General features: G+C 63.5%; 25 protein-coding genes. 3 read left to right on the forward strand and 22 right to left on the reverse strand.

Annotation, left to right across the window (positions count from 1 at the left end; all coding sequences use genetic code 11):
* The 4 genes from rplE to CAL28_RS28960 all read right to left on the reverse strand — a co-directional run bounded on the left by rplE (position 1) and on the right by CAL28_RS28960 (position 2450).
* Positions 1-540 carry a 50S ribosomal protein L5 gene (gene rplE, locus CAL28_RS28945; protein ID WP_094844404.1) on the reverse strand — a complete coding sequence of 180 codons (540 nt, stop codon included), beginning with the start codon at positions 538-540 and terminating at the stop codon, positions 1-3.
* Positions 541-552: 12 nt separating this feature from the next.
* A complete protein-coding gene (gene rplX / locus CAL28_RS28950) occupies positions 553-873 on the reverse strand; it encodes a 50S ribosomal protein L24 (RefSeq protein ID WP_094844405.1) in 321 nt (106 codons plus the stop codon).
* A 10-nt stretch (positions 874-883) separates the two neighbouring features.
* Complete coding sequence (rplN, locus tag CAL28_RS28955; protein ID WP_066357374.1) at positions 884-1261, reverse strand: 50S ribosomal protein L14; 378 nt, start codon at positions 1259-1261, stop codon at positions 884-886.
* A gap of 433 nt (positions 1262-1694) precedes the next feature.
* On the reverse strand, positions 1695-2450 hold the full coding sequence (locus CAL28_RS28960) for an aspartyl/asparaginyl beta-hydroxylase domain-containing protein (RefSeq protein ID WP_254926265.1): 756 nt from the start codon (positions 2448-2450) through the stop codon (positions 1695-1697).
* Between the two features lie 313 nt (positions 2451-2763).
* Here CAL28_RS28960 and CAL28_RS28965 point away from each other — a divergent pair, with 313 nt between their 5' ends.
* Entirely contained in the window at positions 2764-4191 is a 1428-nt protein-coding gene (locus CAL28_RS28965; protein ID WP_094844406.1) for an NAD-dependent succinate-semialdehyde dehydrogenase, read from the forward strand.
* Positions 4192-4324: 133 nt separating this feature from the next.
* Here the strand turns inward: CAL28_RS28965 and CAL28_RS28970 are convergent, their stop codons facing one another.
* The 17 genes from CAL28_RS28970 to CAL28_RS29050 form a co-directional block, all read right to left on the reverse strand.
* The gene (locus CAL28_RS28970) at positions 4325-5167 is read right to left on the reverse strand and encodes a hypothetical protein (RefSeq protein WP_094844407.1); all 843 of its coding nucleotides are present in this window, start codon (positions 5165-5167) and stop codon (positions 4325-4327) included.
* A gap of 361 nt (positions 5168-5528) precedes the next feature.
* Positions 5529-5810 carry a 30S ribosomal protein S17 gene (gene rpsQ / locus CAL28_RS28975; RefSeq protein WP_094844408.1) on the reverse strand — a complete coding sequence of 94 codons (282 nt, stop codon included), beginning with the start codon at positions 5808-5810 and terminating at the stop codon, positions 5529-5531.
* A gap of 2 nt (positions 5811-5812) precedes the next feature.
* Entirely contained in the window at positions 5813-6004 is a 192-nt protein-coding gene (gene rpmC, locus CAL28_RS28980) for a 50S ribosomal protein L29 (RefSeq protein ID WP_066641789.1), read from the reverse strand.
* Positions 6005-6014: 10 nt separating this feature from the next.
* Complete coding sequence (gene rplP / locus CAL28_RS28985) at positions 6015-6431, reverse strand: 50S ribosomal protein L16 (protein WP_066357379.1); 417 nt, start codon at positions 6429-6431, stop codon at positions 6015-6017.
* A 2-nt stretch (positions 6432-6433) separates the two neighbouring features.
* A complete protein-coding gene (gene rpsC / locus CAL28_RS28990; RefSeq protein WP_066641790.1) occupies positions 6434-7234 on the reverse strand; it encodes a 30S ribosomal protein S3 in 801 nt (266 codons plus the stop codon).
* A 9-nt stretch (positions 7235-7243) separates the two neighbouring features.
* The gene (gene rplV, locus CAL28_RS28995; RefSeq protein WP_094844409.1) at positions 7244-7573 is read right to left on the reverse strand and encodes a 50S ribosomal protein L22; all 330 of its coding nucleotides are present in this window, start codon (positions 7571-7573) and stop codon (positions 7244-7246) included.
* A 3-nt stretch (positions 7574-7576) separates the two neighbouring features.
* Complete coding sequence (gene rpsS / locus CAL28_RS29000) at positions 7577-7852, reverse strand: 30S ribosomal protein S19 (RefSeq protein ID WP_066641797.1); 276 nt, start codon at positions 7850-7852, stop codon at positions 7577-7579.
* A 12-nt stretch (positions 7853-7864) separates the two neighbouring features.
* On the reverse strand, positions 7865-8692 hold the full coding sequence (rplB, locus tag CAL28_RS29005) for a 50S ribosomal protein L2 (protein ID WP_094844410.1): 828 nt from the start codon (positions 8690-8692) through the stop codon (positions 7865-7867).
* The gene (rplW, locus tag CAL28_RS29010) at positions 8693-8989 is read right to left on the reverse strand and encodes a 50S ribosomal protein L23 (protein ID WP_066357397.1); all 297 of its coding nucleotides are present in this window, start codon (positions 8987-8989) and stop codon (positions 8693-8695) included. It abuts the gene before it with no gap.
* Positions 8986-9603 (reverse strand): 50S ribosomal protein L4, encoded by a 618-nt coding sequence (gene rplD / locus CAL28_RS29015; RefSeq protein WP_094844411.1) that lies wholly within the window; start codon positions 9601-9603, stop codon positions 8986-8988. The genes rplW and rplD overlap by 4 nt, the downstream gene beginning before the upstream one ends.
* A gap of 5 nt (positions 9604-9608) precedes the next feature.
* Positions 9609-10298 carry a 50S ribosomal protein L3 gene (gene rplC / locus CAL28_RS29020; RefSeq protein ID WP_176464132.1) on the reverse strand — a complete coding sequence of 230 codons (690 nt, stop codon included), beginning with the start codon at positions 10296-10298 and terminating at the stop codon, positions 9609-9611.
* A gap of 383 nt (positions 10299-10681) precedes the next feature.
* Positions 10682-10993, reverse strand: a complete 312-nt coding sequence (rpsJ, locus tag CAL28_RS29025) for a 30S ribosomal protein S10 (RefSeq protein ID WP_066357409.1) — start codon at positions 10991-10993, stop codon at positions 10682-10684.
* 62 nt (positions 10994-11055) lie between these two features.
* Positions 11056-12246 (reverse strand): elongation factor Tu, encoded by a 1191-nt coding sequence (gene tuf, locus CAL28_RS29030; RefSeq protein WP_094844413.1) that lies wholly within the window; start codon positions 12244-12246, stop codon positions 11056-11058.
* Between the two features lie 77 nt (positions 12247-12323).
* A complete protein-coding gene (fusA, locus tag CAL28_RS29035; protein ID WP_094844414.1) occupies positions 12324-14429 on the reverse strand; it encodes an elongation factor G in 2106 nt (701 codons plus the stop codon).
* A gap of 18 nt (positions 14430-14447) precedes the next feature.
* Positions 14448-14918 (reverse strand): 30S ribosomal protein S7, encoded by a 471-nt coding sequence (rpsG, locus tag CAL28_RS29040; RefSeq protein WP_066641805.1) that lies wholly within the window; start codon positions 14916-14918, stop codon positions 14448-14450.
* Between the two features lie 230 nt (positions 14919-15148).
* Positions 15149-15526 (reverse strand): 30S ribosomal protein S12, encoded by a 378-nt coding sequence (gene rpsL, locus CAL28_RS29045; RefSeq protein ID WP_066641807.1) that lies wholly within the window; start codon positions 15524-15526, stop codon positions 15149-15151.
* 300 nt (positions 15527-15826) lie between these two features.
* Positions 15827-17077 carry a serine/threonine protein kinase gene (locus CAL28_RS29050; RefSeq protein ID WP_141218263.1) on the reverse strand — a complete coding sequence of 417 codons (1251 nt, stop codon included), beginning with the start codon at positions 17075-17077 and terminating at the stop codon, positions 15827-15829.
* Between the two features lie 415 nt (positions 17078-17492).
* Between CAL28_RS29050 and CAL28_RS29055 the strand changes: the two genes are divergently transcribed.
* Together CAL28_RS29055 and CAL28_RS29060 are read left to right on the forward strand one after the other, a co-directional pair.
* Positions 17493-18212 (forward strand): FHA domain-containing protein, encoded by a 720-nt coding sequence (locus CAL28_RS29055; protein WP_094844416.1) that lies wholly within the window; start codon positions 17493-17495, stop codon positions 18210-18212.
* A 287-nt stretch (positions 18213-18499) separates the two neighbouring features.
* Positions 18500-18937, forward strand: a complete 438-nt coding sequence (locus tag CAL28_RS29060; RefSeq protein ID WP_141218264.1) for a lysozyme inhibitor LprI family protein — start codon at positions 18500-18502, stop codon at positions 18935-18937.
* A gap of 406 nt (positions 18938-19343) precedes the next feature.
* Here the strand turns inward: CAL28_RS29060 and CAL28_RS29065 are convergent, their stop codons facing one another.
* On the reverse strand, positions 19344-19736 hold the full coding sequence (locus CAL28_RS29065; protein ID WP_094844418.1) for a DUF4150 domain-containing protein: 393 nt from the start codon (positions 19734-19736) through the stop codon (positions 19344-19346).
* Positions 19737-19744 lie beyond the last annotated feature (8 nt).

Here is a 19744-nt window from a genome sequence, read left to right on the forward strand (position 1 = left end):
TTAATTGCGAAACGGGAAGCTGAACGCCGTCAACAGCGCCTTGGCTTCTTCGTCGGTCTTGGCAGTGGTGGTGATGCTGATGTTCAGCCCACGCAACGCGTCGATCTTGTCGTACTCGATTTCGGGGAAAATGATTTGCTCTTTCACCCCGATGTTGTAGTTGCCACGGCCATCGAAAGCACGGCCGGACACGCCACGGAAGTCACGCACGCGCGGGAAGGCCACGGCGACCAGGCGATCCAGGAAGTCGTACATCCGTTCGCCACGCAGGGTCACCATGCAGCCGATCGGATAGTTTTCACGGATCTTGAAGCCGGCGATAGCCTTGCGGGTCTTGGTGATCACAGGCTTCTGGCCGGCGATCTTGGTCAGATCCGACACGGCGTGCTCGATGACCTTCTTGTCGGCCACGGCTTCGGATACGCCCATGTTCAGCGTGATCTTGGTGATGCGCGGCACTTCCATCGAGCTCTGGTAGCCGAACTTGGCCTTGAGGTCGCCGACGATCTTGTCGCGATACAGGTCTTGCAGACGAGTCATGTCTTACGCTCCTTACGCCTTGGCGCCGACTTCGGCACCATTGGAACGGAAGACGCGCACCTTGCGGCCATCGACTTCCTTGACACCGACGCGGTCGCCCTTGCCCGTTGCCGGGTTGAACAGCGCGACGTTCGAAATATGGATGGGCATGGTCTTCTCGACGATGCCGCCAGGATTGTTGGCCATGGGATTCGGCTTGGCGTGCTTCTTGACGACGTTCACGCCCTCAACCAGCACGTAGTCGGCGCTCACGACCTGCAGCACCGTGCCGCGACGCTTCTTGTCGCGACCGGTCAGGACGATGACTTCGTCACCTTTGCGAATATTGTTCATCGTGGGCTCCTTACAGCACTTCCGCGGCCAGCGACACGATCTTCATGAACTGCTCGGTACGCAGCTCGCGCGTCACGGGTCCGAAGATGCGGGTGCCGATCGGTTCCTTCTTGGCGTTCAGCAGAACGGCGGCATTGCCGTTGACGCCCGGGAAACGAATCAACGAACCGTCCTTGCGGCGCACACCGCTGGCGGTACGCACCACCACCGCGTTGTAGATTTCGCCCTTTTTGACGCGGCCGCGCGGCGCGGCGTCGATGACGCTGACTTTGATGATGTCGCCGATACCGGCATAACGGCGCTTGGATCCGCCGAGCACCTTGATGCACCGCACTCGGCGCGCACCAGTGTTGTCGGCCACGTCCAGCGTGGTCTGCATTTGGATCATGATTTTTCCTGTTCCAACTTAACGAAAAGTGCCGCTGCCGCCCCGTCGGCGCCAGCCTTTGCAGGCCGCCGCCATGGCGCGGGCAAAACCGCCCTTTTCGTCAGTTTTGGTCCCGTAAGGGTTTGATAACTCCGGTCCGCCGGGCGATTCGTGACGGGATTCCCAAGGCCGCTTGCCGGGTGCTCCCGGGCTTCGTCTCCCGGGACTGCCCCTGGATCGCTTTCCCAAGGGGTAACCCATACATCGACTGCTGCGAACCCGCATCCTGAATCTGGACGAAACCAGAGCTGGTATCCTGCGGATTTCCCCAAGCCCGCCTGGATCTCGCCTGCCCGGGGCGGCCTGACCGCCCTGGCGCTTGAAGATCCGAAGAGGTTCTTCGGGAAAGCTAGCAATTCTAGCCCGGAAGGCACAACCCGCGCAAGTGCTATCTTCAATCCCGCCCGTAGTAGCCTTTTTCCCACACGTCGTGGTTGGCTTTGGACTGACGGATTTCGGACGTCATGGGGGCCACGGCCAGGATCAGGCGGTTCAGCCAGCTGACCGGCCAGCGGCACGGGCGGTCGAAATCGACGAAGAGCACCACCCGCAGCCCGTCGGTATCGTTATGGACCTGGTGCGGATACAGATCGTCGAACACCACGGCGCGCCCCTCTTGCCAGACGTAGCGCTGGCCATCCACTTCGATCCAGCAGCGGTCCCGGGGTTCGGGCACGACCAGCGCCAGATGCAGCCGCAGCACGCCGTTGTAGGGACCGCGGTGCATGGGTATGCGCTTGCCTGGCTCCAGGATGGAGTAGAACGCCGTGCGTATCCCCGGGATCGCCGCGATGGCCCGCGCCGTGGCGGGACAGCGCGCGATGTTGCGCTCGGCCCGCAGGCCATAGGCCATGAAGACGAAGGTCTTCCACTGCCGGTCCGTGGTAATGGTAGCGACATCGGGCGACAGCTCATGGAAGGCCGGCAGCCGGTCGCGGTCGCGCAGGATTTCGAGCAACTCGGCGCGGATGGCGGGGGTTTGGGCTTCCAGGCCCGGCAGCCAGGGAAAGGCCGCATTGTCGAAGATGGGATGGTCCCCAACCAGGGATGCCCGCGCGATCGCGTTGTGCACGATGTCCACGAGGGCAAAGAAAGCTCGGGAAAAAAGGGACGGGGGATTCTTGGTCGGGGCGGTATCGAGTGGCTGCACGGTATGGGTCGGCTTATATCGGCTTATTTCGTTTGCTGGTCGGGTCCGGCAAATTCCTTGTCGATGCAACCGGGCCGCGGGGCGCAGGCTTGCCTGTGGGCATTGCCGGCGTGCCGGCCCGTCGTCGGGGCTTCTTATTGACGACGGGAATCCTCCAGGGTTCCGGCCCGCAGAGGATAATACCGCGAGCACTACCCGGACCTGACAGCCCGGGGCCCGCATCGCCCATAAGCAGCGGCGCCCGGCGTGGGCGGTATAGACTGATAGTGGCGCGGCGTCGGCCGCATCCAATTTTCCAACGAGGGATAACAGCATGTACGAACAGTTGGCGTTGTATATCGATGGCGAATTCCTGTCGGGCGACGGTCGCCAGAGCCAGGACGTGACCAATCCGGCCACGCTCGAGGTCCTGGGCAAGCTGCCGCACGCCACCGAGGCCGACCTCGACCGCGCCCTGCAGGCGGCCCAGCGCGCTTTCGAGTCCTGGCGCCGTACATCGCCCATGGAACGTTCGCGTATCCTGCGCAAAGTCGCCGAACTGTCGCGCGAGCGCGCCCAGGAAATCGGCCGCAACATGACCATGGACCAAGGCAAGCCGCTGGCCGAAGCAGTGCTGGAAGTCACCAGCTGCTCGGAACACTGCGAATGGCACGCCGAGGAATGCCGCCGGATCTACGGTCGCGTGATCCCCCCGCGCAATCCCGACGTCCGCCAGTTCGTCGTGCGCGAGCCGATCGGCGTGTGCGCCGCCTTCACTCCCTGGAACTTCCCGTACAACCAGGCCATCCGCAAGATCGCCGCCGCCCTGGGCGCCGGTTGCACCATCATCCTCAAGGGTCCGGAAGATTCGCCCAGCGCCGTCATGGCGATCGCGCGCATGTTCCACGACGCCGGCCTGCCGCCGGGCTGCCTGAACATCGTCTGGGGCGAACCGGCCAAGATTTCGGAATACCTGATCCGTTCGCCCATCGTCCGCAAAATCTCCTTCACCGGCTCGGTTCCGGTGGGCAAGCACCTGGCGGCACTGGCTGGCGCGCACATGAAGCGCAGCACGATGGAGTTGGGCGGCCATTCGCCCGTGCTGGTGTTCGACGACGCCGATATCGACCGCGCGGCCGAAATGCTGGCCCGCTTCAAGATCCGGAATGCCGGCCAGGTTTGCGTGTCTCCCACCCGCTTCTATGTGCAGAAGGGCGCCTATGACAAGTTCCTGGCGCGCTTTACCGATGTGCTGAAGAACATCAAGGTGGGCAACGGTCTGGAAGCCGGCACGGAAATGGGTCCCCTGGCGCATGAACGCCGCGTGCCCACCATGAGCCGGTTCGTCGAGGACGCGATCGAGAAAGGCGCCAAGGTGGTGCTGGGCGGGGCCCCTATCGAACGCGCCGGCCACTTCTTCGCGCCCACGGTCATCACCGACCTGCCCGAAGACGCCATGCTGATGACGGAAGAGCCCTTCGGCCCGCTGGCGCCGGTGGTGCCTTTCACCGATACGGACGAAGCCATCAAGCGCGCCAATAGCTTGCCGTTCGGCCTATCGTCGTACGTGTTCACCAATTCGCTGAAGACCGCCACCAAGGTATCGAATGCACTGGAGGCGGGGATGGTCAATATCAATCACTTCGGCAGCGCCTTGGCCGAGACGCCGTTCGGCGGCGTAAAGGATAGCGGCATCGGCAGCGAAGGCGGCACGGAGACCTTCGACGGCTACCTGGTCACGAAGTTCATCACGCATATTTGACCGCGGATTAAGGCACGGGGAACGGCGCCCGGCTCGGGCCGCCGGCCTTCCGCGAAGGCCGGCGTGGGCGTGTCGCCGGCCCCTCCGCCACCGCTTCGTCGAAGCGTGCCGGAGATCCCGGCCCCGCGTCCGTTCAGCTGCCGTCGCCCTCGCCTTCGCCGTCATTCCCGTCCCGCCGGGCATTGGGATTCATCAGCCGATATAGCTTCTGGATCCGGGTGTTCATGTCGAACGCGGGCTCGTCGGGCGATGCGTCTTCCGCGCGCAGGTCCGCCGGCAGAGGCTCGTTCCACGTATGCAGCGTGACGGCCAGCGCGCGCGATGCCCATTCCCTGTTTTTGTCCGGAAAGTCCCGAAGCAGCGCGTCGATAAGCGAGTCGTACTCGCCGGTGCGCTCGAGGCTGTCGATGTAGTCCCGTACCAGCGGCGCGTAGCGGCCGCGGTCGATAAGGTGCAGGGCCAGCGCGTCCATGATGACGGCCCCTTTGGGTTCTTCCGGCGTATCGACATAGCCGGGGGCCAGGATGCTCTGCAAGCGCGTGGCGGCTTGCGGCGATGGGCCTTCGCGGCGCCACTCGGTGAAGGCCTGTTCCATAAGGTCCGCGCGCTCCCAGGTCGACAGCGTGCTTTGCCTGAACGTATCGAGCAGTTGGATGCCGAAGTCTTCCGCAAACGGCACGCCCGCGATGGCTTCGCGAGGACCTGCCTCTCTTGTCGGAAATTCGGATGCGGCGCGACGCAGGCGCAGGAAAGCCGCGCTCATCGAATACGAGGCCGCGCCGCGCGGCGATGTGTCCGCAAGCCGCAGGGTATCTTCCGACCCATGCGCGCCGGGCGCCGGTACATGGTAGGCATCCAGGGTGGCGGCCAGGTCGTTACCGCTCTTCGTTGCGATGGATGGACTTTGCGCGGAGCCAACCGGTGGGCCGGCAGGCGGTGGGATGGGCACGGTACCGAACGGCGCGAGCTGCGTCATTGCACTCTCCTCAGATGACGGGAATTTCTGAGTATGAGCAGGAAACCCCTGGTTCCCTCGAGTCGGCGACCGCCGCTTGCACGCGCGCAGGATTGCCCACGCCATGCGATGCCGGCTTGGCGGGACCTTCGTGCCAGGATGAAGCCGTCGCGCGCGGCAGTGGGCCACATCGGGCGCGGAAACGAAAAAACCCTTGGCAAGGCCAAGGGTTTCGTAACGCATCCCAAGGGCTGGGCAAGCCCCTGGTTTACTTCTTACCGCACCGTAATGCCGCCATCCCCTCGCCCTCGATTCCAGGCGTCATACAGGAGCGGACGGCACATGCGCTTGCGGGGCAGACTTCACCCCGAATGCGCCGGCTTTAGATGACGCGGGCAGCTTCGACCAGACGCACCACGCTCCAGGACTTGGAGCGGGAGATCGGGCGGCCTTCCGCGATTTCCACGGTGTCGCCTTCATTGATCTGGTTGGTTTCGTCGTGCGCCTTGTACTTGTTCGAGCGCATGACGATCTTGCCGTAGATCGGATGCTTGACGCGGCGTTCCACCAGCACGACAACCGTCTTGTCCATCTTGTTGGACACGACCTTGCCGACCAGCGTGCGCTTGCGCTTGGCTTGTTGGGTGTTTTGGGTTTCGGTCATGATCATTTCCCTGCCTTCTGGGTCAGCACGGTGCGTACGCGCGCGATGTCCTTGCGCACTTTGCCCAGCTGGCTGGTGTTGGCAAGTTGCTGCGTGGCCTTCTGCATGCGCAGACCGAATTGGGCTCGGAGCAGGCTTTCGAGTTCTTTCTGCAGCTCGGCGGCGTCTTTCGAGCGGAGTTCACTGGCTTTCATTTAGGACTCCTTAAGCACCGATGTGACGCGCGACGAACGTCGTCGAAATCGGCAGCTTCGCGGCGGCCAGGCGGAAAGCTTCGCGTGCGAGCTCTTCGCTGACCCCTTCCATTTCATAGAGCACCTTGCCGGGCTGGATCTCGGCGACCCAGTATTCCGGGTTGCCCTTACCGTTACCCATACGGACTTCTGCCGGCTTCTGCGAAATCGGCTTGTCCGGGAAGATGCGGATCCAGATACGACCGCCACGCTTGATGTGACGGTTGATGGCACGACGGGCGGCTTCGATCTGGCGGGCGGTCAGGCGGCCGCGACCGGTCGCCTTCAGGCCGTACTCGCCGAACGACACGTTGGTGCCGCGCGTGGCCAGGCCGGTATTACGGCCCTTCTGCTCTTTGCGATACTTTCTGCGTGAGGGTTGCAGCATGATTATTCTCCTTCAGGCGCCGGGGCAGCATCCGCCTTGCGGGGACCGCGGCCACGACCGCCACCGCCGCCGGGGCGACCGGGACGACCGCCGTCGGGACGGTCACCACGCGGGGCGCGACGCGGACGACGCTCTTCTTCGCGGGGCGCGGCGGTCTCGGGCGGCAGTTCGCCGTTGGCCAGCATGTCGCCCTTGTAGACCCAGACCTTGATGCCGATCACACCGTAGGTGGTGTGGGCTTCCGAGGTGCCGTAGTCGATGTTCGCCTTCAGGGTATGCAGCGGCACACGGCCTTCGCGATACCATTCCGTGCGAGCGATTTCGATGCCGTTCAAGCGACCCGAGCTCATGATCTTGATGCCCTGGGCACCCAGACGCATGGCATTCTGCATGGCACGCTTCATGGCACGGCGGAACATGATCCGCTTTTCCAGCTGCTGCGAGATCGAATCGGCGATCAGCTGCGCATCGGTTTCCGGCTTGCGGATTTCCTCGATGTTCACGTGGACGGGCACGCCCATCAAACGCTGCAGATCGGCCTTCAGGCTTTCGATATCCTCGCCGCGCTTGCCGATGACGACGCCCGGACGAGCCGAGTACACCGTGATGCGGGCGTTCTTGGCCGGGCGCTCGATGACCACGCGGCCGACCGAAGCGCTCTTCAGCTTCTTCTTCAAGTATTCGCGAACGCGAATATCCTGGGCGAGCATGCCGCCGAAAGCCTTGTCGTCAGCGTACCAACGCGAGGACCAGTTGCGGGTTACCGCGAGGCGGAACCCAGTGGGGTGAATTTTCTGACCCATCGTGACTCCTTAGGCGCCGACCTTAACCGTGATGTGGCAGGTCTGCTTCTCGATACGATTGCCGCGGCCTTTGGCGCGAGCCGAGAAGCGCTTCAGCGACTGAGCCTTGTCCACGTAGATCGTGGTGACTTTCAGCTCGTCGATGTCGGCACCGTCGTTGTGCTCTGCATTGGCGATAGCGGACTCGACAGCCTTCTTCAGGATGCCGGCGGCCTTCTTGGGGGAGAAGGTAAGGATCTCGAGTGCACGCGAAACCTTCTGCCCGCGGATCATGTCCGCGACCAGACGGGTCTTCTGCGCCGAGATGTGAACACCACGGATAATGGCAGTCGTTTCCATCGCTTACCTCTTGGCCTTCTTGTCCGCCGCGTGACCCTTGAACGTACGGGTCAGCGCGAACTCGCCCAGTTTGTGACCGACCATGTTCTCGTTGATATACACGGGAACGTGCTGCTTGCCGTTGTGCACAGCGATCGTCAGGCCGATGAACTCGGGCAGGATCGTGGAACGGCGCGACCAGGTCTTGATCGGCTTCTTGTCTTTGACCGCGACAGCCGTATCCACCTTTTTGATCAGGTGCGAATCGACAAACGGGCCTTTCTTGATCGAACGTGACATAGTGTTCGCCTCTTACTTGCGCTTGCGCCGTTGGACGATCATGTTGTTCGTCCGCTTGTTGCGACGGGTCTTGTAACCCTTCGACGGAGTACCCCAGGGGCTGACCGGCTCGCGAGCTTCACCGGTACGGCCTTCGCCGCCACCGTGCGGGTGATCCACCGGGTTCATGGCCACGCCACGAACCGTCGGACGCACACCACGCCAACGCATTGCACCGGCCTTGCCGATCTGGCGCAGGCTGTGTTCTTCATTACCGACTTCGCCGATGGTCGCGCGGCATTCGATGTGCACGCGGCGCACTTCGCCGGAGCGCAGGCGCACCTGGGCGTAAGTGCCTTCGCGGGCCAGAAGCACGGCGGAAGCGCCGGCCGAACGGGCCATCTGGGCACCCTTGCCGGGCAGCATCTCGATGCAGTGGATCGTCGTACCGACCGGGATGTTGCGGATCGGCAGCGTGTTGCCGGCGCGGATGGGGGCTTCGATGCCCGACACCAGCGAGGCACCGACTTCCAGGCCACGGGGCGCGATGATGTAGCGACGCTCGCCGTCGGCATAGCACAGCAGTGCCAGGTGTGCCGTACGGTTGGGGTCGTATTCCAGGCGCTCGACCTTGGCCGGGATGCCGTCCTTGTCGCGACGGAAGTCGACGATACGGTAATGCTGCTTGTGGCCACCGCCGCGATGACGAACGGTGATATGGCCGTTGTTGTTACGGCCGGAACCACGCTTCTTCTTTTCCAGCAAGGAGGCGACCGGGTCGCCCTTGTGCAGGTTCGGGCTGACGACCTTCACCATGCCACGACGGCCGGCGGAGGTCGGTTTCATTTTCACGAGGGCCATTTACTTCACCTCCGCAAAGTCGATTTCCTGGCCTTCCTTGAGCGACACGTAGGCCTTGCGCTCGTTGCGACGGCGACCCACGAACCGGCCAAAGCGCTTGACTTTGCCCTTGCGATTGAGGACCTGCACGGATTCGACCTGCACCTTGAAGAGCAGTTCGACGGCAGCCTTGATTTCCGGCTTGGTGGCCGTATCGACCACGCGGAAAGCGACTTGCTGATTTTTCTCGGCGACGAACGTGGCCTTTTCGGTCACGATCGGAGCCAGGAGCACCTGCATCAAGCGTTCGGTGTTCATCCCAGCATCTCCTCGAGTTGAGCGATGGCCGGCTTGGTGATCAGCACTTTCCGATAGTGGATCAGCGACAGCGGATCGGCGTAACGCGGTTCGACCACGGCAACATGCGGCAGGTTGCGGGTGGCGAGATAAACATTCTCATCGACGCTGTCGGTGATGATCAGCACGGAATCCAGGCCCAGATCCTTCAGCTTGGCCGCAGCCAGCTTGGTCTTGGGCGTATCCAGCGTGAACGTATCGACGACGGCGATGCGGTCTTCACGAGCCAGTTGCGACAGGATCGAACGGATCCCGGCGCGGTACATCTTCTTGTTGACCTTCTGGCTGAAGTTCTCGTCGGGCGAGTTCGGGAAAATCCGGCCGCCCCCACGCCACAGCGGCGACGAGGTCATACCGGCGCGCGCGCGGCCGGTACCCTTCTGGCGCCAGGGCTTCTTGGTGCTGTGCTTGACTTCCGAACGGTCCTTCTGGGCGCGGTTGCCGCTGCGGGCATTGGCCTGGAAAGCCACCACGACCTGGTGGATCAGCGCTTCGTTGTAGTCGCGACCGAAAACGGTGTCGGGCGCGCTGAACGTCGCGGCCTGACCTTGTTCATTCAGGAGCTTGAGTTCCATGATGCTTATGCTCCCTTCTTGGCCGGGGCCTTGATGGCCGGACGCACGACGATATCCGCGCCCTTGTGGCCCGGGACGGCGCCCTTGACCAGCAGCAGGCCGCGCTCGGCGTCGACGCGCACGATGTCCAGGTTCTGGACGGTACGGGTCACATCGCCCAGATGGCCGGACATGCGCTTACCGGGGAAAATACGGCCGGGATCCTGCGCCTGGCCGATGGAGCCGGGCACGCGGTGCGAACGCGAGTTACCGTGCGACGCACGCTGCGAACCGAAGTGGTGGCGCTTGATCGTACCGGCGAAACCCTTACCGATGGTGGTGCCCGTGACGTCGACCTGTTGGCCGGCTTCGAACACGCTTTCCACAGCGATGACCGCGCCAGCCGCGAATTCAGCGGCGCGAGCGGGATCGAGGCGGAATTCCTTGAGGATGCTACCGGCTTCAACGCCGGCCTTGGCGTAGTGGCCCGTCTGGGCCTTGGGCACGCGCGAGGCGCGGCGCGTACCGTAAGTCACCTGCACGGCGGCGTAGCCGTCGGCTTCCAGAGACTTCACCTGGGTCACACGGTTGTTCGACACGTCCAGCACGGTTACCGGGATGGATTCACCTTCCTCGGTAAAAATGCGGGTCATGCCGACCTTGCGACCCACCAGCCCGAGCCGGAACGCGGCGGGCGTGGGTGTCGAATTCGACATCGTTTTCTCCATTCCCGACTACGATTGGTCGGGGCTAATCGGGCAAGGTAACGGCTTGCCCTACAGTTATCGGCGGTTGTCGGCGCCGTCCCGTTTTTGCCCGGCTTTTTTGTCGGACTTAACGTCTGACATCAAAGCAATGGCACCAAACGGCCACAACGCGCACATGCCGCACGCATGCACTTCCCTGCCAAAAATGGCAAGTTTGCGAGTTTAGCAGTTTTCCGGGGATTCGTGCAAGCACAGCGCCCGCTTCGCGGCATATCCGCCACGGGCACATCTTCCCGGACGAATCGCGCGGACGGACATGGAACATAAAAAACACATGGCCGCCGATATCTGCATATCGGCGGCCATGCTCGCGTTGCTGGACGCGCGCGCGATTACTCGAGCGCGATTTCGACGTCCACGCCGGCGGCCAGGTCCAGGCGCATCAGCGCATCGACCGTCTTGTCGGTGGGATCGACGATGTCCATCAGGCGTTGATGGGTACGGATTTCGAACTGATCGCGCGACGTCTTGTTGACGTGCGGCGAACGCAGCACGTCATAGCGGCGGATGCGCGTGGGCAGCGGAACGGGACCGCGCACGACGGCACCGGTACGCTTGGCCGTATCGACGATTTCAGCAGCCGACTGGTCGATCAGCTTGTAATCGAACGCTTTCAGGCGGATGCGGATCTTCTGGTTTTTCATGGTGTTTCCTAAAGAACGAGAAGGAGCGGATCAGTCCTCGGACCCGCCCCGTGGCGTCGGAATTACTTGAGGATCTTGGCGACGACGCCGGCGCCCACGGTACGGCCGCCTTCGCGGATCGCGAAGCGCAGGCCTTCTTCCATGGCGATCGGTGCCAGCAGCGCCACCTTGATCGACACGTTGTCACCCGGCAGAACCATTTCCTTGTCCTTGGGCAGCTCGATCGTGCCCGTCACGTCCGTCGTACGGAAGTAGAACTGGGGACGATAGCCTTGGAAGAACGGCGTATGACGGCCACCCTCTTCCTTGGACAGGATGTACACCTCGGCGTCGAAATCCGTGTGCGGCGTGATCGAACCCGGCTTGGCCAGCACCTGACCGCGCTCGACTTCCTCGCGCTTGGTACCGCGCAGCAGAATCCCCACGTTGTCGCCCGCCTGGCCCTGGTCCAGCAGCTTGCGGAACATTTCCACGCCCGTGCAGGTCGTCTTCAGCGTCGGCTTGATGCCGACGATTTCGATTTCCTCGCCAACCTTGATCACTCCGCGCTCGATACGGCCGGTCACCACCGTGCCACGACCCGAGATCGAGAACACGTCTTCCACCGGCATCAGGAACGTACCGTCAATCGCACGCTCCGGCGTCGGGATGTACGTGTCCAGCGCCTCGGCCAGCTTCAGGATCGCCTGCTCGCCCAGCTCGCCTTTGTCGCCTTCCAGCGCCAGCTTGGCCGAACCCTTCACGATCGGCGTGTCGTCGCCAGGAAAATCGTACTTGCTCAGCAGCTCGCGAACTTCCATTTCCACCAGCTCGAGCAGCTCCGCGTCATCGACCATGTCCGCCTTGTTCAGGAACACGATGATGTACGGCACGCCCACCTGGCGGCTCAGCAGAATGTGCTCGCGCGTCTGCGGCATCGGGCCGTCAGCGGCCGACACCACCAGGATCGCGCCGTCCATCTGCGCCGCGCCCGTGATCATGTTCTTCACATAGTCCGCGTGGCCCGGGCAGTCAACGTGCGCGTAGTGACGCGTCTGCGTCTCGTATTCCACGTGCGCCGTGTTGATCGTGATCCCGCGCGCCTTCTCTTCCGGCGCCGCGTCGATCTGGTCGTACGCCTTCGCCTCGCCGCCGAACTTGTTCGACAGCACCGTCGTGATCGCCGCCGTCAACGTCGTTTTGCCGTGGTCCACGTGACCGATCGTACCCACGTTCACGTGCGGCTTGGTACGTTCAAACTTGCCTTTTGCCATGATCTTCTATCCTTTGAACTTTCAAGGAACTCGGTAATTGCGGCGCCCCGGCGCGGCCGGGGCGGATCGCGGATAATTTACTTGGTACGGGCTGCGATAACTTCGTCGGCCACGTTCTTCGGAGCTTCAGCGTACTGCTTGAATTCCATCGTGTACGTGGCACGACCTTGGGTCTGCGAACGCAGGCTGGTCGAATAACCGAACATCTCGGCCAGCGGTACCTCGGCCTTGATGATCTTGCCACCGCCAGGAATATCGTCCATCCCTTGTACCATGCCGCGGCGGGACGACAGGTCGCCCATGACCGTACCGGCATAGTCTTCCGGGGTTTCGACTTCGACGTGCATCATCGGTTCCAGCAGCACCGGCGACGCCTTGCGCATACCTTCCTTGAAGGCCATCGAAGCGGCCATGCGGAACGCGTTTTCGTTCGAGTCCACGTCGTGGTACGAACCGAAGAACAGCGTCGCCTTCACGTCCACGACGGGGTAGCCCGCCAGGATGCCCGAAGGCAGCGTGTCGACGATACCCTTTTCGACCGCGGGGATGTATTCGCGAGGAACCACACCGCCCTTGATGGCGTCGACGAACTCGAAGCCCGCGCCGCCAGGCGGCAGGGGTTCCAGCTTGATGACCACATGGCCGTACTGGCCACGGCCGCCGGACTGCTTGACGAACTTGCCTTCGGCTTCGTCGCACGTCTTGCGGATGGTTTCGCGGTACGCCACCTGCGGCTTGCCGACGTTGGCTTCCACGCCGAATTCGCGCTTCATGCGGTCGACCAGGATTTCCAGGTGCAGTTCGCCCATGCCGGAAATAATGGTCTGGCCCGATTCTTCATCGGTACGCACGCGGAACGAGGGGTCTTCCTGCGCCAGGCGCGACAGGGCCAGGCCCATCTTTTCCTGGTCGCTCTTGGACTTGGGTTCCACGGCCTGCGAGATGACGGGCTCGGGGAACTCCATGCGTTCCAGCAGGATGTGCGAATCGATATCGCACAGCGTTTCGCCGGTCGTGACGTCCTTCAGGCCCACCACGGCGGCGATGTCGCCGGCCAGAACTTCCTTGATTTCCTCGCGGTTGTTCGCGTGCATCTGCAGGATGCGGCCGATACGTTCCTTCTTGCCCTTGATCGGGTTGTAGACGGTATCGCCGGACTTCAGCACGCCGGAATACACGCGCACGAAGGTCAGCTGGCCGACGAAGGGGTCGCTCATCAGCTTGAACGCCAGCGCGGAGAACTTCTCGCTGTCGTCGGCCTTGCGATTGATCGCATTGCCTTCGTCGTCCTGGCCGTCGACCGGGGGGATGTCCACGGGCGAAGGCAGGTAGTCGATGACGGCGTCCAGCATGCGCTGCACGCCCTTGTTCTTGAAGGCGGTGCCGCACAGCATCGGCTGGATTTCGCCAGCGATGGTGCGCGAGCGGATGCCCTGGTTGATTTCCTCTTCCGACAGCTCACCCGTTTCCAGGTACTTGTTCATGAGCTCTTCGGAGGATTCCGCGGCGGATTCCACCAGCTTTTCGCGCCATTCCTCGGCGGACGATTGCAGCTCGGCCGGGATGTCGACGTAGTCGAACTTCGTGCCCTGGCTGGCCTCGTCCCAAACGATGGCCTTCATCTTGATCAGGTCCACCACGCCGGTGAAGCCGTCCTCGGCGCCGATGGGGATCACGATGGGCACGGGATTGGCGCGCAGACGCGTCTTCAGCTGGTCGTAGACCTTGAAGAAGTTCGCGCCGGTGCGGTCCATCTTATTGACGAAGGCCAGGCGCGGCACGCCGTACTTGTTGGCCTGGCGCCAGACGGTTTCGGACTGCGGCTGCACACCACCCACCGCGCAATACACCATGCAGGCGCCGTCGAGCACGCGCATGGAACGTTCGACTTCGATGGTGAAGTCCACGTGTCCCGGGGTGTCGATGATGTTGATGCGGTGCTCGGGGTAATTGCCGGCCATGCCACGCCAGAACGCGGTCGTCGCGGCCGACGTGATCGTGATGCCGCGTTCCTGTTCCTGTTCCATCCAGTCCATGGTGGCAGCGCCATCGTGGACTTCGCCAATCTTGTGATTGACGCCGGTGTAGAACAGGATGCGTTCCGTCGTAGTGGTCTTCCCTGCATCGATGTGCGCAGAGATGCCAATGTTGCGATAGCGCTCGATGGGGGTTTTGCGAGCCATGATTGATAAATCCTTTGATTACCAGCGGAAATGGCTGAAAGCCTTGTTGGCTTCGGCCATCTTGTGCGTGTCTTCGCGCTTCTTCATCGCGGCGCCGCGACCTTCCGACGCATCGAGCAGTTCGCCAGCCAGACGCAGATCCATCGACTTTTCGCCACGCTTCTTCGCGGCTTCGCGAAGCCAGCGCATGGCCAGGGCCAGGCGGCGCACGGGGCGCACTTCAACCGGCACCTGGTAGTTCGCGCCGCCAACGCGGCGGCTCTTCACTTCGACGATGGGCTTGATGTTGTTGATGGCGGTGCTGAAGACTTCCAGCGGATCCTTGCCGCTCTTGCTTTGCACCTGCTCCAGCGCACCGTAGACGATACGCTCGGCGACGGCCTTCTTGCCGTCCAGCATCACAACGTTCATGAACTTGGCGAGCTCGACGCTGCCGAACTTGGGATCGGGCAGAATCTCGCGCTTGGGGACTTCACGACGACGGGGCATTTCTTGCTTCCTTGTGTCAGTTCAGTTGAACCACGGCCTGGGGCCATGGCCACGGCCATCCAGACGGGATGACCACTTACGTGCCGCGCCAAACCGGGCGCGGCTGCACGGGTGGCGGGCGGCGTGCCGCCCACCGGCATTGCTTGTCACACGGGCCAGGCCAGCCTTGCGGCGGCACGGCACGCGGAAGGGAGCGCATCGCGTGAGAACCACGCGGTGCCGCCGCCCTATCAGGCCTTCTTCGGCCGCTTGGCGCCGTACTTCGAACGGGCCTGCTTGCGATCCTTCACGCCTTGCAGATCCAGGGAGCCGCGGACGATGTGATAGCGCACGCCCGGCAGATCCTTGACACGGCCGCCGCGCACCAGCACGACGGAGTGTTCCTGCAGGTTGTGGCCTTCGCCGCCGATGTACGAAATGACTTCGTAGCCATTGGTCAGGCGAACCTTGGCGACCTTACGCAGGGCGGAGTTCGGCTTCTTGGGGGTGGTGGTGTACACACGGGTGCACACGCCGCGTCGCTGAGGGCAATTTTCGAGCGCGGGGCTCTTGCTCTTCACGATGCTGACTTCGCGCGGCTTGCGCACGAGTTGGCTGATGGTAGGCATGACCTTTGAAATCCCTTTTACGTACCACTGGTAAGTACTTTCGTACTCGCCCCCTCCGCCGCGGCGGCCTTGCTGCCACGGATCACAGGGGAGGCAGTTCGCGCAAAACCGCCTCAAACAATTACGTAAAAGAGCGGGTCTTGCAGACAAATAAAGCGCACAAAGCGACCATGGCGGCCTTCGGTAAGCCCGGTCGGCCTGGTCGGTTTTGCACGCGAATAAATCAGTGAGCCCGTGAATTTAGCGTAGATTGCCCGGGCTGTCAAAAGATTTCCCAGGGAAATCCCTGGGACGGAGGGATCAACGAAATACGTGCCGGATAGCGGCGGGCTGGCCGGGCTTCAGGTCCAGAGAGACCCGGTACGGCGCCAGGTCGGCGTTGCGGACTTCCACCGTGTGGCGGCCCGCGGGCAGGGTCAACGTCTTGACGGGCGGGCTCAAGCCACGGGACACGCCGTCCACGAAGATTTCTCCCCAGGGCTGCACGTCCACTTTGACCACCACGGCGACCGGACGGGCGGGACGCGAAGCGGCCGGATCGGCGGCTTCCGAAGCGGCGGGTGCCTGCCCTGACGGGGAGGCATCCCCCCGGGCGCCGGGCGCGGCAGGCGGCGCCGCCGACAGCGATTGCGGATCGGGAGACCGGCCAGCCTCATCGGCGGCATCGGGCAGGCCCGCCGCGGCGCCCTCGGTGCCGGTATCGTCCGGGACGGCTACGGGCGGCGCGGGACGGGGGTACGCGGCCGGGCGCGGCGATACGGCGGCCGTCCGCGAAGGCGCGGTGTCCCGGGCGTCCTGCTCGCCAGTCCAGAGCCAGATGCCGGCGACGACCATCACGCCGAATACCACCGCGACAAGGCCGCCCAGCCGGCGCCGCGGCCCGGCGGCGCTGCGTTGCTGTCCTGCGGCATGGCCGGCGGCGGCCGACGCGCCGGCCATGCCGGTCTGGGCGGAAGCGTCCTCTTCGGTCTCGGGCACGCACGATATTCCCAGCATGGCGCACAGGTCCGCCACCGATTGCGGCCGCTGCGTGGGCTCCAGAGACAGGCCCCGGTCGATCATCGCGAGAAAGGCCTCGTCGTAGCCGCGGGGCTTGCGGGTGGCCAGAGGGACATACTGGTCCTCCGCCCGCCGTGCCAAGGCGTGCGGCGGCGGCGAACCGCTGACCAGGGAACACATGACGGCGCAAAGCGCATAGACGTCGGTCCACGGGCCGCAGGCCTGCACGGCATCCGGATCGAACTGCTCTACCGCGGCGAAGCAGGAAGCGGGCTCCATGGCACCCGCGTGATCCGGGTACAACGCCGGCACCATCAGATGGGCATAACCGAACTCGTCCAGCCCGACGGTATGGACGGAAATCGCGCCATGGACCTTGCCCTGTTCGTGCGCCGCCATCAATTCAGGCGCAATTTCGGACACCACGCGTCCGATCCGCTTTTGCGGCACACCGCCCGCCGCGGCGGCGGCGATCGCGGCCAGGGGTCGATATCCGAAGGGCTCCGGCGCGGGATGTGCCGCCCCAGGCATAAAGGCCGGTGATACAGACATCGCTTTGACTCCGAAACCCATCTCCCGCTCTCCCACGCGGCGACCCGCCGTGCGCCCCGCGTCCGCGGCGTGCGCTGCGTCAGGCCACCTGCCCCTTGGTATGGTTCATGCCAGCGCGCTATCCATCGTTTTGCCGATGGCGAAAAATGGATTGAATCATGAAGCGCCCGCGCTGGCACGATGTCCCGAGGTTTTCGCCAGGTTTTTTCTCCATACGCCGCGCCCGGCGGGAGGCCCCTGCCGCGCCGTCATAAGAAGAAATATTGGACTGCAAAAATAGACGAGTCGCCGCCGCGCCCCTGGCTATCATCGACGGTTGCGTTGCCCTTGGCTATCGGCGACGGCGCTGCCGCCGCCCTGACTTCCGCGCACTTCCCTTTCGACGACACGGCCCCGCGCCGCGGAGATCCGAACCATGAAGCTGACCGTGAACCGCCGTCTCGATGCCCAACCGCACACGCCCACGGCCGCCGTTTTCCTGGCCCCCGGCGGCACGATAGGACGCGCCCTGGAAAACCAGCTGGCCCTGCCTGACGCAACCGGCCTGTGCCGGGTCCAGGCCGCCCTGCGTTATCGCGATGGCGGTTGGCGCCTGGCAAACCTGAGCGCCATGAGCGCCGTGACGGTGAATGGGATGCCGCTGCCCGCAGCGCGCGACCAATTGCTCGAAAACGGCGACGAAGTGACGATCGGACCTTACGTACTGAGCGCGGATACCACCGTCGGGCAGGCCGGCGCGGGACCGGCCCAGGCCGATGTATTCGGCGACCTGATCGGTCCCGGCACCCTCCCGGTCGCAAGCATGTCGGAACTGGGCGTGCATCCCTTCGATATGGAAAGCGCGGTATCGCGCAATCCGGACGATCCGCTGGCGCAACTGCGCGACGACGGCTGGGCCCACGATGCCGCCCAGCGCGATCCGCTGGCCCTGTTCCCGGACCCCGGCGGCGTGCACCATGCGCTGTCCGATCCGACGCCGGCCATGTTGCCGGCCGACGATCCACTGTCGGCGCGCAGGGCCGAACCCATAGGCGACACGCTGCGTCCGGTCACCGGCGCGCACGGCCACGGCGCCATGCGCGATGACTCCCCCGAATACGGCAACCCGATGACGCCGCCACGCCCGCGCCGCTAGGCCGGCCCTGTCCCGCAGGCCCGGCATCAGATTCGCAGCCCACTGGACATGACCGCAGGGCGGCGGGAATGTCGGATGCCGAAAAACGCCGGGGCGAAGTCACCACCTCGAGGGGTCCCTGCAAGCGAGGCGCGCAGTCCGCATGGGTGGAATTGCGCGGCGGCGAGGCAAAATACGCAGTGGTTTACAGTGCGTGCAGCGCTTCGGTGCGGGTCCAGTGAACACTGGCGCCACTCGAACGCCTCGAGTATTCACGGGATCAACGGCACCAGCGATAGGGAAACGGCGTGGGTTTTTTTTCAGAAATTGGGATGGGCATGCTGACGCTGCGGCGATCTTGGCGTAGTAATCGCCTGACGACGCGCCTGGGCATGGGCGGGGCGATCGCGCTGGCCGCGCTATTGCCGCCAGGCATGGCCCACGCGGCCGGCTTTGATTGCAAGTTCGCCAAAACCCGTGTCGAACACCTGATCTGCTCGGTTCCCAAGCTCTCCGGTCTCGACGACCAGATGAAAGTGTTGTTCGACAAGATCGAAAACGAGACCGCCGGACGCGATGGCGAAACCGGTAAGCTTATCGATCCGCTTGGCGAAGAACAGGCCCGCTGGCGCGCCAACGTACGAGACCGCTGCGAAGATGCCGCGTGCCTCGAGTCCGTCTACGTCGCGCGTCTGGCGGCGATGCGAAAGAACTGGGCACAGGCGCTGGACCCAAGCGATCAATGATGGCTGAATGCCTGCGATGCGCCTAGTTCGCCGGGACAGGTGCGGCTTGCATGCTGATCGAAAACGTCGCATCGGGATTGTCGAATGCGCTGGCGTTTGTGGCCCCGACACCAGGCCGACAGCATCAAAGAAAGAACGATCGCAGGGGCGATTCGAAACATGCTTCCAAGGCGTTTTATTTTTTTCGCATATGCAGGAAAACAGGAGATGGCGATGGGCCCGCAATATATCAGCTGGTTCTGCCTGCGAAGCGTCCTTCGAAACAAACCGTAAACAGGTCAAAAATCAAGAACGAATCGCTGGATCCGTTGAAGTTTTTCTTCGAGCGTTCGCGCATTTCCCGATCATCGAGGCTGCAAAGCGGCCGGCGTCGCAAAGCGCGCGCGGTCGGCTCGGGCGCGCCCGCTCAGGGCGCCAGCAACAGTACGGTAGGCTGGCTGGGCACGATTCGCATGCCCAGCGCGTTGACGCGGTTTTGCAGCGACAGGCTGGTCATGCGGGTTGCCGGCGTGCCCAGGATCAGGACGGTAAAGGCTCCCGTCAAATGGCGCGACTGGCTCATGAAGGTCTGCGAAATGATGCCCCCCGCCACGCCCGGCGTGTCGCCCAGGGTAATGGGCGTGATGGTTGCCATGTTGTGGGCGGGCGCGGCCATGAACAGCACGTTCCAGGCATTCGGTATCGCGGTGGGCCCCAGGGCCGTGTTGGGATACGGCAGCGGCGCCATCGCCGCCGGGGGCGTCTTGCAGCAATCCGGAAAGGCCAGGTCCACACCCATCAGTTGGCAGTTCGCAAACATATCCGCTC

Source organism: Bordetella genomosp. 11, assembly GCF_002261215.1.
In the GTDB taxonomy this organism is placed as follows: Bacteria; Pseudomonadota; Gammaproteobacteria; order Burkholderiales; family Burkholderiaceae_B; genus Bordetella_C.

Bases quoted from the DNA above. Each gene is read 5' to 3' on its own strand.
- rplE (WP_094844404.1), bottom strand. From the start codon at position 540: ATGACTCGTCTGCAAGACCTGTATCGCGACAAGATCGTCGGCGACCTC.
- rplX (WP_094844405.1), bottom strand. From the start codon at position 873: ATGAACAATATTCGCAAAGGTGACGAAGTCATCGTCCTGACCGGTCGC.
- rplN (WP_066357374.1), bottom strand. From the start codon at position 1,261: ATGATCCAAATGCAGACCACGCTGGACGTGGCCGACAACACTGGTGCG.
- CAL28_RS28965 (WP_094844406.1), top strand. From the start codon at position 2,764: ATGTACGAACAGTTGGCGTTGTATATCGATGGCGAATTCCTGTCGGGC.
- CAL28_RS28970 (WP_094844407.1), bottom strand. From the start codon at position 5,167: ATGACGCAGCTCGCGCCGTTCGGTACCGTGCCCATCCCACCGCCTGCC.
- rpsQ (WP_094844408.1), bottom strand. From the start codon at position 5,810: ATGACCGAAACCCAAAACACCCAACAAGCCAAGCGCAAGCGCACGCTG.
- rpmC (WP_066641789.1), bottom strand. From the start codon at position 6,004: ATGAAAGCCAGTGAACTCCGCTCGAAAGACGCCGCCGAGCTGCAGAAA.
- rplP (WP_066357379.1), bottom strand. From the start codon at position 6,431: ATGCTGCAACCCTCACGCAGAAAGTATCGCAAAGAGCAGAAGGGCCGT.
- rpsC (WP_066641790.1), bottom strand. From the start codon at position 7,234: ATGGGTCAGAAAATTCACCCCACTGGGTTCCGCCTCGCGGTAACCCGC.
- rplV (WP_094844409.1), bottom strand. From the start codon at position 7,573: ATGGAAACGACTGCCATTATCCGTGGTGTTCACATCTCGGCGCAGAAG.
- rpsS (WP_066641797.1), bottom strand. From the start codon at position 7,852: ATGTCACGTTCGATCAAGAAAGGCCCGTTTGTCGATTCGCACCTGATC.
- rplB (WP_094844410.1), bottom strand. From the start codon at position 8,692: ATGGCCCTCGTGAAAATGAAACCGACCTCCGCCGGCCGTCGTGGCATG.
- rplW (WP_066357397.1), bottom strand. From the start codon at position 8,989: ATGAACACCGAACGCTTGATGCAGGTGCTCCTGGCTCCGATCGTGACC.
- rplD (WP_094844411.1), bottom strand. From the start codon at position 9,603: ATGGAACTCAAGCTCCTGAATGAACAAGGTCAGGCCGCGACGTTCAGC.
- rplC (WP_176464132.1), bottom strand. From the start codon at position 10,298: ATGTCGAATTCGACACCCACGCCCGCCGCGTTCCGGCTCGGGCTGGTG.
- rpsJ (WP_066357409.1), bottom strand. From the start codon at position 10,993: ATGAAAAACCAGAAGATCCGCATCCGCCTGAAAGCGTTCGATTACAAG.
- tuf (WP_094844413.1), bottom strand. From the start codon at position 12,246: ATGGCAAAAGGCAAGTTTGAACGTACCAAGCCGCACGTGAACGTGGGT.
- fusA (WP_094844414.1), bottom strand. From the start codon at position 14,429: ATGGCTCGCAAAACCCCCATCGAGCGCTATCGCAACATTGGCATCTCT.
- rpsG (WP_066641805.1), bottom strand. From the start codon at position 14,918: ATGCCCCGTCGTCGTGAAGTCCCCAAGCGCGAGATTCTGCCCGATCCC.
- rpsL (WP_066641807.1), bottom strand. From the start codon at position 15,526: ATGCCTACCATCAGCCAACTCGTGCGCAAGCCGCGCGAAGTCAGCATC.
- CAL28_RS29050 (WP_141218263.1), bottom strand. From the start codon at position 17,077: ATGTCTGTATCACCGGCCTTTATGCCTGGGGCGGCACATCCCGCGCCG.
- CAL28_RS29055 (WP_094844416.1), top strand. From the start codon at position 17,493: ATGAAGCTGACCGTGAACCGCCGTCTCGATGCCCAACCGCACACGCCC.
- CAL28_RS29065 (WP_094844418.1), bottom strand. From the start codon at position 19,736: ATGTTTGCGAACTGCCAACTGATGGGTGTGGACCTGGCCTTTCCGGAT.